The organism is Citrobacter sp. 506, from assembly GCF_050434985.1.
Classification (GTDB): domain Bacteria; phylum Pseudomonadota; class Gammaproteobacteria; order Enterobacterales; family Enterobacteriaceae; genus Citrobacter; species Citrobacter braakii.
On record NZ_JBNDJN010000001.1, the window covers coordinates 1,871,966 to 1,886,055 of the forward strand.

Below are 14,090 nucleotides of genomic sequence, written 5' to 3' on the forward strand. Positions count from 1 at the left end.
CTTGCAGGCCTGATAAGCGCAGCACCCTCAGGCAAAAGTCACTACGGGCGATATACCTTCACGTTTTCAAAGCCCTGCTCGCGCAGATACAGCGCCTGCAGACGGCTCATCACTCCGCGTTCACACCACAGCAGCCAGGTTTTACTCTGGTCCAGATCGCCGAATTTGGTGCTCAATTTGTAGAACGGCAGAGAAACGACGTCCACACCGTCAACCTTCAGCGGTTTGTCATCCTGTTCATCCACAGAGCGGATATCCAGAATCACATCGTTCGGGCCGAAGCCGCTCACGGTTTCCACTTCCACCACGGTCTGCTGCGTCTGCTGGGCGATATCACGAATATCGATATTGTTCGCTTCTTCAACCACTTTATCGAGGATAGAGAAATCGAAGTTTTCTTCTTCGGCCTCAATCTTCGCTTTAATCGCTTTCACCGTCGGGCTTTTTGAAATCACACCGCAGTATTCCGGCATGGTACGGGCAAAGTCCTCAGTACCAATTTCACGCGCCAGATTAATGATGTGCTCCTTATCATGGGAGATAAGCGGGCGCAGGATCAGGGTGTCAGAAACGTTATCGATCAGGCGCAGGTTGGTCAGCGTCTGGCTGGACACCTGGCCCAGCGCTTCACCGGTTACCAGCGCCTGTACGCCGTAGCGCTCAGCGACTTTCGACGCTGCACGTACCATCATACGTTTAAGGACCACGCCCATCTGACCGTCGTCGACTTTCTCCAGGATCTCGCCAACCACCGGCTCAAAGTTGATCGCGACAAAACGCACGCGATGCGAGCTACCAAAGCGGTTCCACAGATAATGCGCCACCTGGCGAACGCCGATTTCATGCGCTGCGCCGCCGAGATTAAAGAAGCAGTAGTGCACGCGGCAGCCGCGACGCATCAGCATATAGCTGGACACGCCGGAGTCGAAACCACCGGAAATCAGCGACAGTACATCTTCCTGCGTCCCGATCGGGAAACCGCCAATACCTTCATAGCGGCCTTTAACCAGCAGCAGACGGTCGTTTTCGATTTCAAGATTAACCGTCACGTCCGGCTTCGTCAGCTTCACGCGCGCGGATTCAATATGCTGGTTCAGTCCACCGCCAACATAGCGTTCCACCTCAATAGAGCTAAACTCATGCTTACCGCGACGCTTAACGCGTACGCAGAAGGTTTTGCCTTCCAGTTGATCGCGATACTGCACCAGCGCTTTCTCGAAAATATCGTGCATATCGGTAAACGGCACGTCTTCAACTTCGAGAATATGGTGGATCCCCGGAATACGGGTCAGCGCGTCACGAATATCCAGGCGCTGGCTTTCATCTTTAGCGCGAACCTCAACGTGGTCCCAGTGGCGGACAACGGCAAGGTCTTCATCATAGTGCTTTAAAACGTTACGAATGTTCCCTGTCAGAATTTTTATAAAGCGCAAACGCACAGATTGGCTTTTGATGGTGATTTCTGGGAACAATTTAATGATAAACTTCATGGCGGCAATGGTTCTTTGGCAAGTCTGAATGACTTGTAATGGAAAAAAATACAGCAGCCCATACCCTGCGGCTGCATCCAGGCGCGCAAGTATACCACCATCATGGTCATCCTGTGCACATCGCCTTACCATTGCGCGTTATTTGCTTATCAGTGCGAGTCCGTTACCATAGTCTTGTGCTGCCAATACAGAGAGTCAGACATTCATTATGCCGAAGAAAAATGAAGCGCCAGCCAGTTTTGAAACAGCGCTGAGCGACCTGGAACAGATTGTTACCCGTCTGGAAAGCGGCGACCTGCCGCTGGAAGAAGCGCTGAACGAATTTGAACGTGGCGTACAGTTAGCACGTCAGGGACAGGTCAAGTTGCAGCAGGCTGAACAGCGCGTACAAATCCTGCTGTCAGATACTGAAGACGCCGCCCTTACGCCTTTCACACCGGATAATGAGTAAATGGATTTTACGCAGCAGCTACAGGCTTGCGTTGAGCAGGCCAACCAGGCACTGAGCCGTTTTATCGCGCCATTGCCCTTTCAGAACACTCCCGTGGTCGAAACCATGCAATATGGCGCATTATTAGGCGGTAAACGTCTGCGCCCGTTTCTGGTGTACGCGACCGGTCAGATGTTTGGCGTCAGCCTGAGTACGCTTGATGCTCCCGCTGCCGCCGTCGAGTGTATCCATGCCTATTCGCTGATGCACGATGACTTACCCGCGATGGACGACGATGACCTGCGCCGCGGTCTGCCGACCTGCCACGTAAAATTTGGCGAGGCTAATGCGATCCTGGCCGGAGATGCGCTACAGACGCTGGCGTTCTCCATTATCAGCGACGCCCCGATGCCGGAAGTTTCTGATCGTGACCGCATCGCGATGATCTCTGAACTGGCCCAGGCCAGCGGTATCGCCGGTATGTGCGGCGGTCAGGCGTTGGATCTGGACGCTGAAGGCCATCAGGTAGAATTGGATGCGCTGGAGCGTATTCACCGCCATAAAACCGGGGCATTGATTCGCGCCGCCGTGCGTCTGGGTGCGTTAAGCGCAGGCGATAAAGGGCGAGAATGCCTGGCAATACTCGACAAGTACGCTGAAAGCATCGGTCTGGCCTTCCAGGTTCAGGATGACATCCTGGATGTGGTAGGCGATACTGCAACATTGGGTAAACGTCAGGGTGCTGACCAGCAGCTTGGCAAAAGTACCTATCCTGCACTTCTGGGTCTTGAGCAAGCCCAGAATAAAGCCCGGGATTTAATTGAGGATGCCCGCCAGTCGCTAAGTTTGCTGGCCGCACAGTCACTCGATACCTCGGCACTGGAAGCGCTAGCGGACTACATAATCCAGCGTGATAAATAAACCAACATATCCCATGAGCTTGCGATGAGTTTTGATATAGCCAAATACCCGACCCTGGCGCTGGTCGACTCCACTCAGGAGTTACGCCTGCTGCCAAAAGAGAGCCTGCCAAAGCTTTGCGACGAACTGCGCCGCTATTTGCTCGACAGCGTAAGCCGTTCCAGCGGGCACTTCGCCTCTGGTCTGGGCACGGTGGAACTCACCGTAGCGCTGCACTACGTCTACAACACCCCGTTTGACCAGTTAATCTGGGATGTGGGTCATCAGGCTTACCCGCACAAAATTCTGACCGGCCGCCGCGATAAAATCGGCACCATTCGGCAGAAAGGCGGTTTGCATCCATTCCCATGGCGCGGTGAGAGCGAATATGACGTACTGAGCGTTGGGCACTCCTCAACCTCCATCAGCGCAGGTATCGGTATTGCGGTTGCCGCCGAGAAAGAAGGCAAGGAACGCCGTACCGTTTGTGTGATTGGGGACGGTGCAATCACCGCAGGCATGGCATTTGAAGCGATGAACCACGCGGGTGATATTAAGCCCGACATGCTGGTTATCCTCAACGACAACGAAATGTCGATTTCAGAGAACGTCGGCGCGCTGAACAATCACCTGGCGCAACTGCTCTCAGGCAAACTCTACTCCTCGCTGCGCGAAGGCGGGAAGAAAGTGTTCTCCGGTGTACCACCGATTAAAGAACTGCTCAAACGTACCGAAGAGCACATCAAAGGCATGGTTGTGCCGGGTACGCTGTTTGAAGAGCTGGGCTTTAACTATATTGGCCCGGTGGACGGACACGACGTGCTGGGGCTTATCACCACGCTTAAGAACATGCGCGATCTCAAAGGTCCACAGTTCCTGCACATCATGACCAAAAAAGGTCGTGGCTACGAGCCGGCGGAAAAAGATCCGATTACGTTCCACGCGGTACCCAAATTCGATCCATCCAGCGGATGCCTGCCGAAAAGCAGCGGCGGCCTGCCGAGCTATTCAAAAATCTTCGGTGACTGGCTGTGCGAGACCGCGGCGAAAGACAATAAGCTGATGGCGATCACCCCGGCGATGCGCGAAGGCTCCGGTATGGTGGAGTTCTCACGTAAGTTCCCGGACCGCTACTTTGATGTGGCGATTGCCGAGCAGCACGCGGTGACGTTTGCAGCCGGTCTGGCGATTGGCGGTTATAAGCCGGTCGTGGCTATTTACTCCACCTTCCTGCAACGCGCTTACGATCAGGTACTGCATGATGTCGCCATCCAGAAACTGCCGGTCCTGTTCGCCGTCGACCGGGCGGGTATCGTTGGCGCAGATGGACAAACCCACCAAGGGGCGTTCGACCTCTCTTTCCTGCGCTGCATCCCGGAAATGGTCATTATGACCCCAAGCGATGAGAACGAATGTCGCCAGATGCTGTTCACCGGCTATCACTACAACGACGGTCCAACGGTCGTACGTTATCCGCGCGGTAACGCGGTGGGCGTTGAGCTGGCGCCGCTGGAACATCTGCCAATCGGCAAAGGCATCGTGAAGCGTCACGGGGAGAAAGTAGCGATTCTCAACTTCGGCACCCTAATGCCGGAAGCCGCTCAGGTCGCAGAGTCACTGAACGCCACGCTGGTTGATATGCGCTTTGTGAAACCGTTGGATGAAACGTTGATCCTCGAAATGGCAGCCCAACACGAGGTGCTGGTCACCCTCGAAGAGAATGCCATTATGGGCGGCGCTGGTAGCAGCGTAAACGAAGTGCTAATGGCCCATCGCAAGCCTGTTCCGGTGCTGAACATTGGCCTGCCTGACTTCTTCATCCCACAGGGGACTCAGGACGAGGCTCGCGCCGAACTGGGACTTAATGCCGCCGGAATTGAGGCCAAAATCAAGGCCTGGCTGGCATAATCCCCTCCCCGCTCCTGCTATGCTTAACTCATCACGAGCATAGCAGGAGTGGATTAATGAAATACAACACCTTAGGAAAAACCGACCTACGGGTCTCCCGCCTTTGCCTGGGTTGCATGACGTTTGGCGAGCCCAATCGCGGCAATCACGCCTGGACGCTACCTGAAGAAAGCAGCCGCCCGATAATCAAACACGCTCTTGAAGGCGGCATTAACTTTTTTGATACCGCCAACAGCTACTCCGCTGGCAGCAGCGAAGAGATTGTCGGCCGCGCGCTGCGTGATTTCGCCCGCCGCGAAGATGTCGTGGTCGCCACCAAGGTTTTTCACCAGGTTGATGATTTAGCGGAAGGATTATCCCGCGCACAAATCTTGCGCTCAATCGACGATAGCCTCAGACGCCTGGGTATGGACTATGTGGACATCCTGCAAATTCACCGCTGGGATTACAATACGCCTATCGAAGAAACGCTGGAAGCCCTTAACGACGTAGTGAAAGCCGGTAAAGCTCGCTATATTGGCGCCTCATCCATGCACGCGTCTCAGTTTGCTCAGGCGCTGGCCTTACAGAAACAACACGGCTGGGCGCAGTTCGTTAGCATGCAGGATCACTACAACCTGATCTACCGTGAGGAAGAACGAGAAATGCTGCCGCTTTGCTATCAGGAAGGCGTCGCGGTGATCCCTTGGAGTCCGCTGGCGCGTGGTCGCCTGACGCGCCCCTGGGGAGAAACGACCGCACGTCTGGTTTCTGATGAAGTCGGTAAAAATTTATACTCTAAGAGCGATGAAAACGACGCGCAAATTGCCGCGCGGCTGACCGGTGTCAGTGAGGAATTAGGCGTAACGCGTGCGCAGGTTGCGCTGGCCTGGCTGCTGAGCAAACCGGGTGTGGCAGCGCCGATTATCGGCACTTCACGCGAGGAACAGTTGGATGAGTTACTTAATGCGGTGGATTTGACGCTGAAGCCAGAGCAGATTGCCGAGCTGGAAACGCCGTACAAACAGCATCCGGTGGTCGGATTTAAATAATCTGGCACTGCCCGATGGCGCTGCGCTTATCGGGCCGACGAAACCGACATCGTGTTTCCAGGCCAGATAAGGCGTTTACGCTGACATCCGGTAAACCTATTTAAATGATACCTACCGGCCAGTGATGGCCGATAAAATACAAAATTCCGGCGGAGAGTATTCCGGCCACAATATCATCAATCATGATCCCCGTACCGCCATGCACGTTGCGATCGAACCAACGGATCGGCCACGGCTTCCACATATCCAGAATACGGAAAATCACAAATCCGGCGGCGACCCACTGCCAGTCGTGGGTCGGCAGCGCCATCAGGGTTATCCACATCCCGACAAACTCGTCCCAGACAATGCTACCGTGATCGTGCACGCCCATATCTTTCGCCGTTTGATGGCACAGATAAACGCCGATACAGATAGACAACATGACCACCAGTGAATACAGCTGCCACGGCAGAAACGTCATTAAATACCAAAAAGGGATCGCCGCCAGCGATCCCATCGTGCCTGGAACAATTGGGCTCAGCCCGCTGCCAAAACCGGTGGCCAACAGGTGCCACGGATTGCGCATACTCAGGCGGCTTTTGGCGACATCTTTTTTAAGGCGCGGCAAAATGGTCATATCCTTTCCAGTCGAACGTGACGGGTTTTCCGTCGCGCGTAAAGTGAATGCCTTCCACGTCCGCGCTCATCTGCCCAATGCAGGTAAACGATGCGCCGAGATTTCCCAGCGCCACGTCCAGTGCGCCACGGTTAATTTCCGGTACGGTAAAGCATAACTCATAATCTTCACCACCCGAGAGCGCCCAGCGCAGGGCTTGTTCCGGCTCAACGTGTTGGGCAAATGCCGTAGAGTATGGCAACGCATCGACGTTAACCCGCGCCCCACAGCCGCAGGCATTGACGATATGCCCCAGATCGGAAATCAGGCCGTCGGAAATATCGATAGCCGCACTGGCCAGATCGCGCAGAGCTTGTCCCTGCAAAATACGCGGTGTTGGACGCAGATGACGTTTAAGCAGATAGTCTGCGTCTTTTGCATCTGCCACCTGCAAGCGATCCTGCAAAATCGCCAGCCCGGCCGCGCTGTCGCCCGGCGTACCGGTCACATAAATCCAGTCCCCCGGTTTCGCACCGGAGCGTTTTAAGGCCCGTCCAACAGGGACGTAGCCGTGGATACCCAGCGTCATCGACAGTGGCCCACGCGTGGTGTCACCACCTATCAGCTGCATATCATAGTAATTGAGGAGTTCAAACAGGCCATCGCTGAAGGCTTCAAGCCAGGCTTCATCGACGTCAGGCAGCGTGAGCGCCAGCGTCAGCCACGCAGGATCGGCTCCCATCGCCGCCAGATCGCTCAAATTCACCGCCAGCGCTTTCCAGGCGAGATCGGTGGGATCAATGTCGGGGAGGAAGTGGTTACCTGCCACCAGCGTATCGGTGCTGATCGCCAGCGTCTGTTTTTCAGGGATGTTCAGAAGTGCGCAATCGTCACCAATACCGGTTTCGACATCAAGACGAGACGTTCTTACGCGGTCAAAATAACGGGCAATCAGGGAAAATTCGCCGCATGCCATACGTTATGCCTCAGCAGAAAAAAAAGAAAAAGCCGGGGGCAGCGGAAACAAGTTCCACCATCCAGCCGGCCTCGGGATTACTTTTTGTTGGGGCGAATCACAGGTGCTGCTTTATCCAGTACGCCGTTCACGAATTTATGGCTGTCTTCAGCGCCGAAGGTTTTCGCCAGTTCAATCGCTTCGTTGATGGCCACTTTGTACGGCACATCACTACGTTTAGACAGTTCAAACAGCGCAATACGCAGCACGGCTTTTTCTACCTGACCCAGCTCTTCCAACAAACGAGACAGATAAGGCTTCATTAATCCATCCAGGTACGCGCTGTTAGTCGCCACCCCGGACAGCAGTTCACGGAAATACAGAACGTCGACATCTTTTACGTCCTGTTCCGCCAGGAACTGGTATTCAACATCAGCGATGTCGTTCTGGGACAACTGCCAGGAGTAGAGCGCCTGGACGGCACACTCACGGGCGCGGCGACGAGCAGCAGGTTTCACGGATTTCCCCTTACAAAAATCAGGCCTTGATGGCTTTCAATACATTAATCATTTCAAGTGCAGTCAGTGCAGCTTCTGCGCCTTTGTTGCCAGCTTTAGTGCCAGCACGTTCGATGGCTTGTTCAATACTTTCGGTGGTCAGAACACCGAAGGCTACCGGAATGCCACTGTCCTGAGCGACCTGCGCCAGGCCATTGCTTGCACCGCCAGCCACATATTCGAAGTGCGCGGTACCACCACGAATCACCGTACCTAACGCAATCACCGCGTCGTATTTACCGGATTTTGCAAGTACTGAGGCTGCCAGCGGCAGCTCATACGCGCCCGGAACCCAAACGACGGTAATGTTTTCATCTTTAACCTGACCAATACGTTTCAGGGCGTCGATCGCACCTTCCAGCAGGCTGTCATTGATAAAGTTGTTGAAACGCGCAATGGTGATGGCGACGCGAGCGTCCGGGGTAGCAACGTTAGCTTCAATAATGTTCATATTCTTCCTTCGGATTCACTAGACCCCGCAGGGGGGCGGATTTTATCATAATAATCTGTGCGCTGCTTCCCTTTCGAACCGGGAGATCATGCGCCCACTAAATGCAGGCAAAGGTCCGGACCTACATGGCGTATTTCGTTGAATTTGAAATGGGGGGCGTCAGCCAGTTTCTCAAGGCCTGGAAGCACACATAATCCTCGTGCATCGCTGCCTAACAGTTTAGGCGCAACATACACGATTAGCTCATCGACCAGACCGGCCTGTAATAACGCGCCCGCAAGCGTTGGACCAGCTTCAACCCAAATGCTGTTAATTTGCTGCTTGCCCAGTTGCATCATCAGCACCACCAGATCCAGATGTCCGTTATGTTCCGGCACCTTCAGACTGCGCACCGTCTCCGGCCAACTACGAGGATCATCTTTTGTCCGGGCAATCCAGGTTTCTCCAGGCTGTTGCACAATACGGTGTTCCGGCGTGACCTGATTCTGGCTATCAACAACAATGCGGATAGGCTGGCGCAGATTTTCCTGCGGGTAACTCGCCTGGGTTGACTCCCCAAGTTCCGACCAACGCACGGTAAGCTGAGGGTCGTCAGCCAACACCGTAGCGCTGCTGGTTAAGATGGCATGGCTTTGCGCCCGTAATCGTTGCACATCGCGACGCGCCTGTGGCGAGGTTATCCACTGGCTTTCACCACTGGCCATCGCCGTACGCCCATCAAGCGACGCACCAAGTTTAAGCTGCACGTAGGGGAATCCCGTACGCATACGCTTGAGAAAGCCTTTATTAAGCTGCTCAACCTCGCTCATCATCAGCCCGTGACTGACGTCAATGCCCGCCTGCTGCAAACGGTAGAGACCACGACCGGCTACCTGCGGATTGGGATCCTGCATCGCTGCAACCACACGTGACACACCTGCGGCAATCAGCGCATCGCAGCACGGGGGGGTACGACCATGATGGCTGCAGGGTTCAAGCGTTACATAGGCAGTCGCCCCTTGCGCTTTTTCTCCAGCCATGCGCAGAGCGTGGACTTCGGCATGCGGTTCGCCCGCGCGGTGATGATACCCTTCACCGACGATCTCCCCATCTTTGACAATCACGCAGCCCACGTTGGGATTGGGGTGAGTGGTAAAACGTCCGCGCGCAGCAAGCTTCAGCGCGCGCGCCATGTACAATTCATCCTGCATGGCTTAGTCCTGTAGGCGAGCAATCTCTTCGCCAAATTCTTTGATATCTTCGAAACTCCGGTAAACCGAGGCAAAGCGGATGTAGGCGACTTTATCGAGTTTTTTCAACTGCTCCATCACCAGGTTGCCGATCATCTTGCTCGGCACCTCACGCTCGCCAGTCGCACGCAGTTGTGATTTGATATGATTCAACGCCATTTCGACGTCATCTGAGCTGACCGGACGTTTCTCAAGCGCTCTGAGCATGCCGCTGCGCAGCTTATCTTCATTAAAGGGTTCACGCACATCGTTGCTTTTCACAACGCGCGGCATGACAAGCTCAGCCACTTCAAAAGTGGTGAAACGTTCGTTACAGACCAGACACTGCCGACGGCGGCGTACTGAGGAGCCCTCGCCTACAAGACGAGAGTCAATTACCTTAGTGTCTACGGCGAAACAGAATGGGCAATGCATACGGCGTCCTGTCCTCAGTGGTTAACAGAAATCTATTTTACCCTGAACTGGCGTGACAACAAAGGCGCAGCGCTTTTGAGACAAAGGATCGATGCCTTCGTGCTCGGTGCGCACTACCATTATGCTATCGCGACAATGAAGGAAGTAATCACAATGACAAGACGTTACCTAAGAATTCTCCTGGTGGGAAGTCTCTTTAGTCTTAGCGCATGCGCACAGCAAAGCGAAGTACGCCAGATGCATCAAAGCGTTAGCACGTTGAATAAAGAGATGACACAGCTAAATCAGGAAACGGTAAAAATTACACAACAAAATATGTTGAATGCCAAATCAACCAGCGGAGCCTATCTGCTGCCGGGTTCCAATACACCAGCCCGACTGGACAGCCAGATTGGCATGTTACGGATGTCACTTGTCAATATTGCGCCGAACGCCGACGGCACGCGGCTCACATTACGTATTCAGGGTGAATCCACTACGCCTTTACCCGCCTTTAGCGCCACCGTCGAGTATGGACAAATTCAGGGCACCACGGATAACTATCAGGAAACGAACGTTCAGAACCAATTGGTAACGGCCCCGGCAAGTATCCTTGCTCCCAGCGACGTAGACATTCCGCTGCAGATAAATGGCCTCTCTCCGGACCAGTTAGGATTTGTTCGTATCCACGACATCCAGCCTGTTAATCAATAAACTTTTTTGCGGGACGTTTTGTGCGTTCCGCAACATCACTCCGGCCCGTTTTGTTACTCACCTGACATAACCGATATTTCTGGTAAAACTTGGCAACATTCATGGGAGCCAGTACAATTCGCCGCCTAAAGTAGGCAAACGTGAACGCAATCGATTACGTAAATGATAGAACTGTGAAACAACACATATTTTTGTGAACAATGATTTTTATAATAGGCTCCGAAGAAACACGAAATATTTAGAAACGCAATTTGCGCCTTTTTCACTCCCGAAAGGGATTTCAAACAGTGGCATACATATGAAAAAAACATTACTTGCAGCCGGTGCAGTGCTGGCGCTCTCCTCGTCTTTTACTGCCAACGCTGCAGAAAATGACAAACCGCAATATCTGTCCGACTGGTGGCACCAGAGCGTCAACGTGGTGGGAAGCTACCACACCCGTTTCTCTCCGAAACTGAACAATGACGTGTATCTGGAATACGAAGCGTTTGCCAAAAAAGACTGGTTTGACTTCTATGGCTACATCGATATTCCGAAAACCTTCGACTGGGGTAACGGCAACGATAAAGGCATCTGGTCTGACGGTTCCCCGCTGTTTATGGAAATCGAACCGCGTTTCTCCATCGATAAACTGACCGGTGCTGACCTGAGCTTTGGTCCGTTCAAAGAATGGTATTTCGCCAACAACTACATCTACGATATGGGTGATAACAAAGCCAGCCGCCAGAGCACCTGGTATATGGGTCTGGGTACCGATATCGATACCGGTCTGCCAATGGGTCTGTCCCTGAACGTGTATGCTAAATACCAGTGGCAGAACTATGGCGCATCCAACGAAAACGAGTGGGATGGCTACCGTTTCAAAGTGAAATACTTTGTGCCGATCACCCAGGTTTGGGGCGGCCAACTGACCTACATCGGCTTCACCAACTTCGACTGGGGCTCAGATTTGGGTGATGATCCGAACCGCACCAGCAACTCTATCGCTTCCAGCCACGTCCTGGCGCTGAACTACGATCACTGGCACTACTCCGTAGTAGCGCGTTACTTCCATAACGGCGGCCAGTGGAAAGGTGGAGATACTCTGAACTGGGGCGAAGGCGACTTCAGCGCGAAATCTACCGGTTGGGGTGGTTACCTGGTCGTAGGTTACAACTTCTAATCCTGCCAATTTATCGCAGACAAGCCAGCTTAACCGCTGGCTTTTTTATGGCTGGTCTTCACAGCGTACTTTACGTAAAAAGTCACTTAGCGAGCGATCTGCAGATTCACGAAAATGCCTGTCGAGCGGCGTGATCTTCAGACACCGATCAACACGAAAGCAGCGATAATCGTCACGTTTCTCACACCAGGCAACCAGCAACCAGTGCTCACCCCAGAAAAATAGCCCCAGCGGCTGAACGTCGCGCCAGGAGAGATTCCCGGACTCGTCGCGATAATGCAGCGCCAGCACCTGCTGCGCCGAAACCGCGCGATGTATGAGATCAAAAGCACTGCGTGAATGCGGCTGATTGCCAAAATCTGGCGCGAAAACCCGCGTTTGCTCGGCTCTGCGCCGACACTCTGGCGGCAATATCGCCAGCACTTTTTCCTGCGCGGATTCCAGCGCCTGTGAGAGTGAATCCCCACCCCATGTTTTCAGCAACCGAATCGCTACCATTAACGCTTCTGATTCGCGATGCGTTAACATCAACGGCGGCAGATCAAACCCCGCCATTAAGCGGTATCCACTGCCCACTTCACCTTCAATGGGCACGCCGGATAAAGAGAGATCGCGGATATCGCGATAAATCGTCCGTTCAGAAACCTCAAGACGTTCTGCCAGCAGCGCCGCCGTGGTCACTCGCCTGCCACGCAGGATTTGTACAATCTGAAACAAGCGGTCGGCGCGTCTGGTCATTTTAATCCTCAGTCCTGAAAATATTACGCGGGTTGATGTAAACCAACGCGATTGCCTTCGCTGTCAGTAAACAGCGCAATAGTGCCAATATCCTGCCCCAGTTCGAGCGGACCAAACACGCACTGACCGCCAGCGGTGGCGACGCGTTTAAGAGTTGCAGCCAAATCATCCGTATGCAGATAAATAATAGCGCCCTGCGCTGAAGGCGTAATACCGTCAAATTTAGCCAGCGCCCCGCCGGGAGCGGGATCCTGATGTGGAAATACGGCCAGCTCCGCGCTGTCCATATTCTCACGACGCAAAGAAACCTGCATCACTGGCTCATAAAAAGCAATGGCGCGCTCCATTTGTGCCACGGGGATTTCAAACCAGCTAATTACGTTATTCATACTTCCTCCTGCCTGTGTGGGTAATCTCAGAAGGACTATAAGACAGGGCTACTGACAGCATACTGTCAGTAGTATGGCGACCGGAAAAGATAATGGACTGCTACCAAATCGCAGGCAAAAAAAATCCCGACCTTGCGATCGGGATTCCAGTATCTTCACTCTTAATAGTTTAAGGCAGAATTGACGGTTGATCCGCCCCTTCTTTCTCAACCTTCTGCTGCAGCATGTGCTCACGCTTCATACCCAGCTTCAGCGCCAGCGCCGATGCTACGTAGATAGAAGATGCAGTACCGATGGAAACACCGATCAGCATCGTCAGCGAGAAGCCTTCCAGTACCGGACCACCGAACAGGAACAGCATCAGAATAACCATCAACGTCGTACCGGACGTAATCAACGTACGGTGCAGCGTCTGAGTCAATGACACGTTAAAGATTTCGTAAGGCGTACCGCGACGAATTTTGCGGAAGTTTTCACGAATACGGTCAGATACGACGATACTGTCGTTCAGCGAGTAACCGATTACCGACATCAACGATGCGACGATAGTCAGATCAATCTCGATATGGAACAACGACAGGATCCCAAGTGTGATAATCACGTCGTGCGCCAGAGCGATAACTACCCCTGCCGCCAGTCGCCACTCAAAGCGGAAACCGACGTACACCAGGATAGATATCAACGCTGCCATCAGCGCCATTGCACCGGTTTGCGCCAGGTCTGCACCCACGCTCGGACCCACGAATTCAATTCGCTTCACCGCGGCGTTTTGGTTGGTGGATTCGTTAATCACACTCAACACTTTGCTGCCCAGTACCTGACCGCCGTCTGCGCCTTCAGTTGGCGGCATACGCACCATAATGTCGTGGCTGCTGCCGAAGTTCTGCAGAAGCGGATCAACAAAGCCCGCTTTCTCCAGCGCATCGCGCATCACGTCCATATCGGCCGGTTTTTCCAGCGTGATTTCAATTACCGTACCACCGGTGAAATCGAGACCCCAGTTAAACCCGCGTACGCCCATCACCACGATGGCCGCAATCAGCAGGAAACCTGAAATGCCGAAAGCCCAGTAGTCCCAGCGCATAAAGTCCCAGACTTTACGGCCGTGGTTCAATTGTTCAACAGTATATTCCTGTGCCACTTCG

At 53.6% G+C, this 14,090-nt stretch carries 16 protein-coding genes; 6 read left to right on the forward strand and 10 right to left on the reverse strand.

Annotation, left to right across the window (positions count from 1 at the left end):
* Window positions 1-41 precede the first annotated feature (41 nt).
* On the reverse strand, window positions 42-1,490 hold the full coding sequence (gene thiI / locus ABIE10_RS09185; protein ID WP_005125147.1) for a tRNA uracil 4-sulfurtransferase ThiI: 1,449 nt from the start codon (window positions 1,488-1,490) through the stop codon (window positions 42-44).
* 208 nt (window positions 1,491-1,698) lie between these two features.
* On the opposite strand from thiI, the gene xseB reads away from it, so the two are divergent.
* Genes xseB through yajO form a run of 4 tightly spaced genes read left to right on the forward strand, consistent with a single transcriptional unit; the run spans window position 1,699 to window position 5,759 of the window.
* Window positions 1,699-1,941: an exodeoxyribonuclease VII small subunit gene (gene xseB / locus ABIE10_RS09190; RefSeq protein ID WP_016152040.1), complete on the forward strand. Its 243-nt coding sequence runs from the start codon at window positions 1,699-1,701 to the stop codon at window positions 1,939-1,941.
* Entirely contained in the window at window positions 1,942-2,841 is a 900-nt protein-coding gene (gene ispA, locus ABIE10_RS09195) for a (2E,6E)-farnesyl diphosphate synthase (protein ID WP_016152039.1), read from the forward strand. It abuts the gene before it with no gap.
* Between the two features lie 24 nt (window positions 2,842-2,865).
* Complete coding sequence (gene dxs / locus ABIE10_RS09200; RefSeq protein WP_153690671.1) at window positions 2,866-4,728, forward strand: 1-deoxy-D-xylulose-5-phosphate synthase; 1,863 nt, start codon at window positions 2,866-2,868, stop codon at window positions 4,726-4,728.
* 56 nt (window positions 4,729-4,784) lie between these two features.
* Entirely contained in the window at window positions 4,785-5,759 is a 975-nt protein-coding gene (gene yajO, locus ABIE10_RS09205) for a 1-deoxyxylulose-5-phosphate synthase YajO (RefSeq protein ID WP_429155364.1), read from the forward strand.
* A gap of 100 nt (window positions 5,760-5,859) precedes the next feature.
* On the opposite strand, the gene pgpA is transcribed toward yajO, so the two are convergent.
* The 6 genes from pgpA to nrdR form a co-directional block, all read right to left on the reverse strand.
* Window positions 5,860-6,378, reverse strand: coding sequence for a phosphatidylglycerophosphatase A (pgpA, locus tag ABIE10_RS09210; RefSeq protein ID WP_016152036.1), 519 nt, complete (start codon window positions 6,376-6,378; stop codon window positions 5,860-5,862).
* The gene (gene thiL, locus ABIE10_RS09215) at window positions 6,356-7,333 is read right to left on the reverse strand and encodes a thiamine-phosphate kinase (RefSeq protein ID WP_019076158.1); all 978 of its coding nucleotides are present in this window, start codon (window positions 7,331-7,333) and stop codon (window positions 6,356-6,358) included. The genes pgpA and thiL overlap by 23 nt, the downstream gene beginning before the upstream one ends.
* A gap of 77 nt (window positions 7,334-7,410) precedes the next feature.
* Complete coding sequence (gene nusB / locus ABIE10_RS09220) at window positions 7,411-7,830, reverse strand: transcription antitermination factor NusB (RefSeq protein ID WP_000801129.1); 420 nt, start codon at window positions 7,828-7,830, stop codon at window positions 7,411-7,413.
* Between the two features lie 19 nt (window positions 7,831-7,849).
* Window positions 7,850-8,320: a 6,7-dimethyl-8-ribityllumazine synthase gene (ribH, locus tag ABIE10_RS09225; RefSeq protein ID WP_047501927.1), complete on the reverse strand. Its 471-nt coding sequence runs from the start codon at window positions 8,318-8,320 to the stop codon at window positions 7,850-7,852.
* Window positions 8,321-8,406: 86 nt separating this feature from the next.
* Window positions 8,407-9,510: a bifunctional diaminohydroxyphosphoribosylaminopyrimidine deaminase/5-amino-6-(5-phosphoribosylamino)uracil reductase RibD gene (ribD, locus tag ABIE10_RS09230; RefSeq protein WP_016152033.1), complete on the reverse strand. Its 1,104-nt coding sequence runs from the start codon at window positions 9,508-9,510 to the stop codon at window positions 8,407-8,409.
* Window positions 9,511-9,513: 3 nt separating this feature from the next.
* Window positions 9,514-9,963 carry a transcriptional regulator NrdR gene (gene nrdR, locus ABIE10_RS09235; protein ID WP_016152032.1) on the reverse strand — a complete coding sequence of 150 codons (450 nt, stop codon included), beginning with the start codon at window positions 9,961-9,963 and terminating at the stop codon, window positions 9,514-9,516.
* Between the two features lie 153 nt (window positions 9,964-10,116).
* Here nrdR and ABIE10_RS09240 point away from each other — a divergent pair, with 153 nt between their 5' ends.
* Window positions 10,117-10,656: a DUF3251 domain-containing protein gene (locus ABIE10_RS09240; RefSeq protein WP_016155853.1), complete on the forward strand. Its 540-nt coding sequence runs from the start codon at window positions 10,117-10,119 to the stop codon at window positions 10,654-10,656.
* 298 nt (window positions 10,657-10,954) lie between these two features.
* A complete protein-coding gene (locus ABIE10_RS09245) occupies window positions 10,955-11,818 on the forward strand; it encodes a nucleoside-specific channel-forming protein Tsx (RefSeq protein ID WP_003021561.1) in 864 nt (287 codons plus the stop codon).
* Between the two features lie 45 nt (window positions 11,819-11,863).
* Here ABIE10_RS09245 and ABIE10_RS09250 read toward each other — a convergent pair whose 3' ends face one another.
* From ABIE10_RS09250 to secF, 3 genes are all read right to left on the reverse strand, one after another.
* Window positions 11,864-12,556 (reverse strand): helix-turn-helix transcriptional regulator, encoded by a 693-nt coding sequence (locus tag ABIE10_RS09250; protein ID WP_016155852.1) that lies wholly within the window; start codon window positions 12,554-12,556, stop codon window positions 11,864-11,866.
* 23 nt (window positions 12,557-12,579) lie between these two features.
* The gene (locus ABIE10_RS09255; protein ID WP_016152028.1) at window positions 12,580-12,945 is read right to left on the reverse strand and encodes a VOC family protein; all 366 of its coding nucleotides are present in this window, start codon (window positions 12,943-12,945) and stop codon (window positions 12,580-12,582) included.
* A 169-nt stretch (window positions 12,946-13,114) separates the two neighbouring features.
* Complete coding sequence (gene secF / locus ABIE10_RS09260; RefSeq protein ID WP_003021550.1) at window positions 13,115-14,086, reverse strand: protein translocase subunit SecF; 972 nt, start codon at window positions 14,084-14,086, stop codon at window positions 13,115-13,117.
* Window positions 14,087-14,090: the final 4 nt, after the last annotated feature.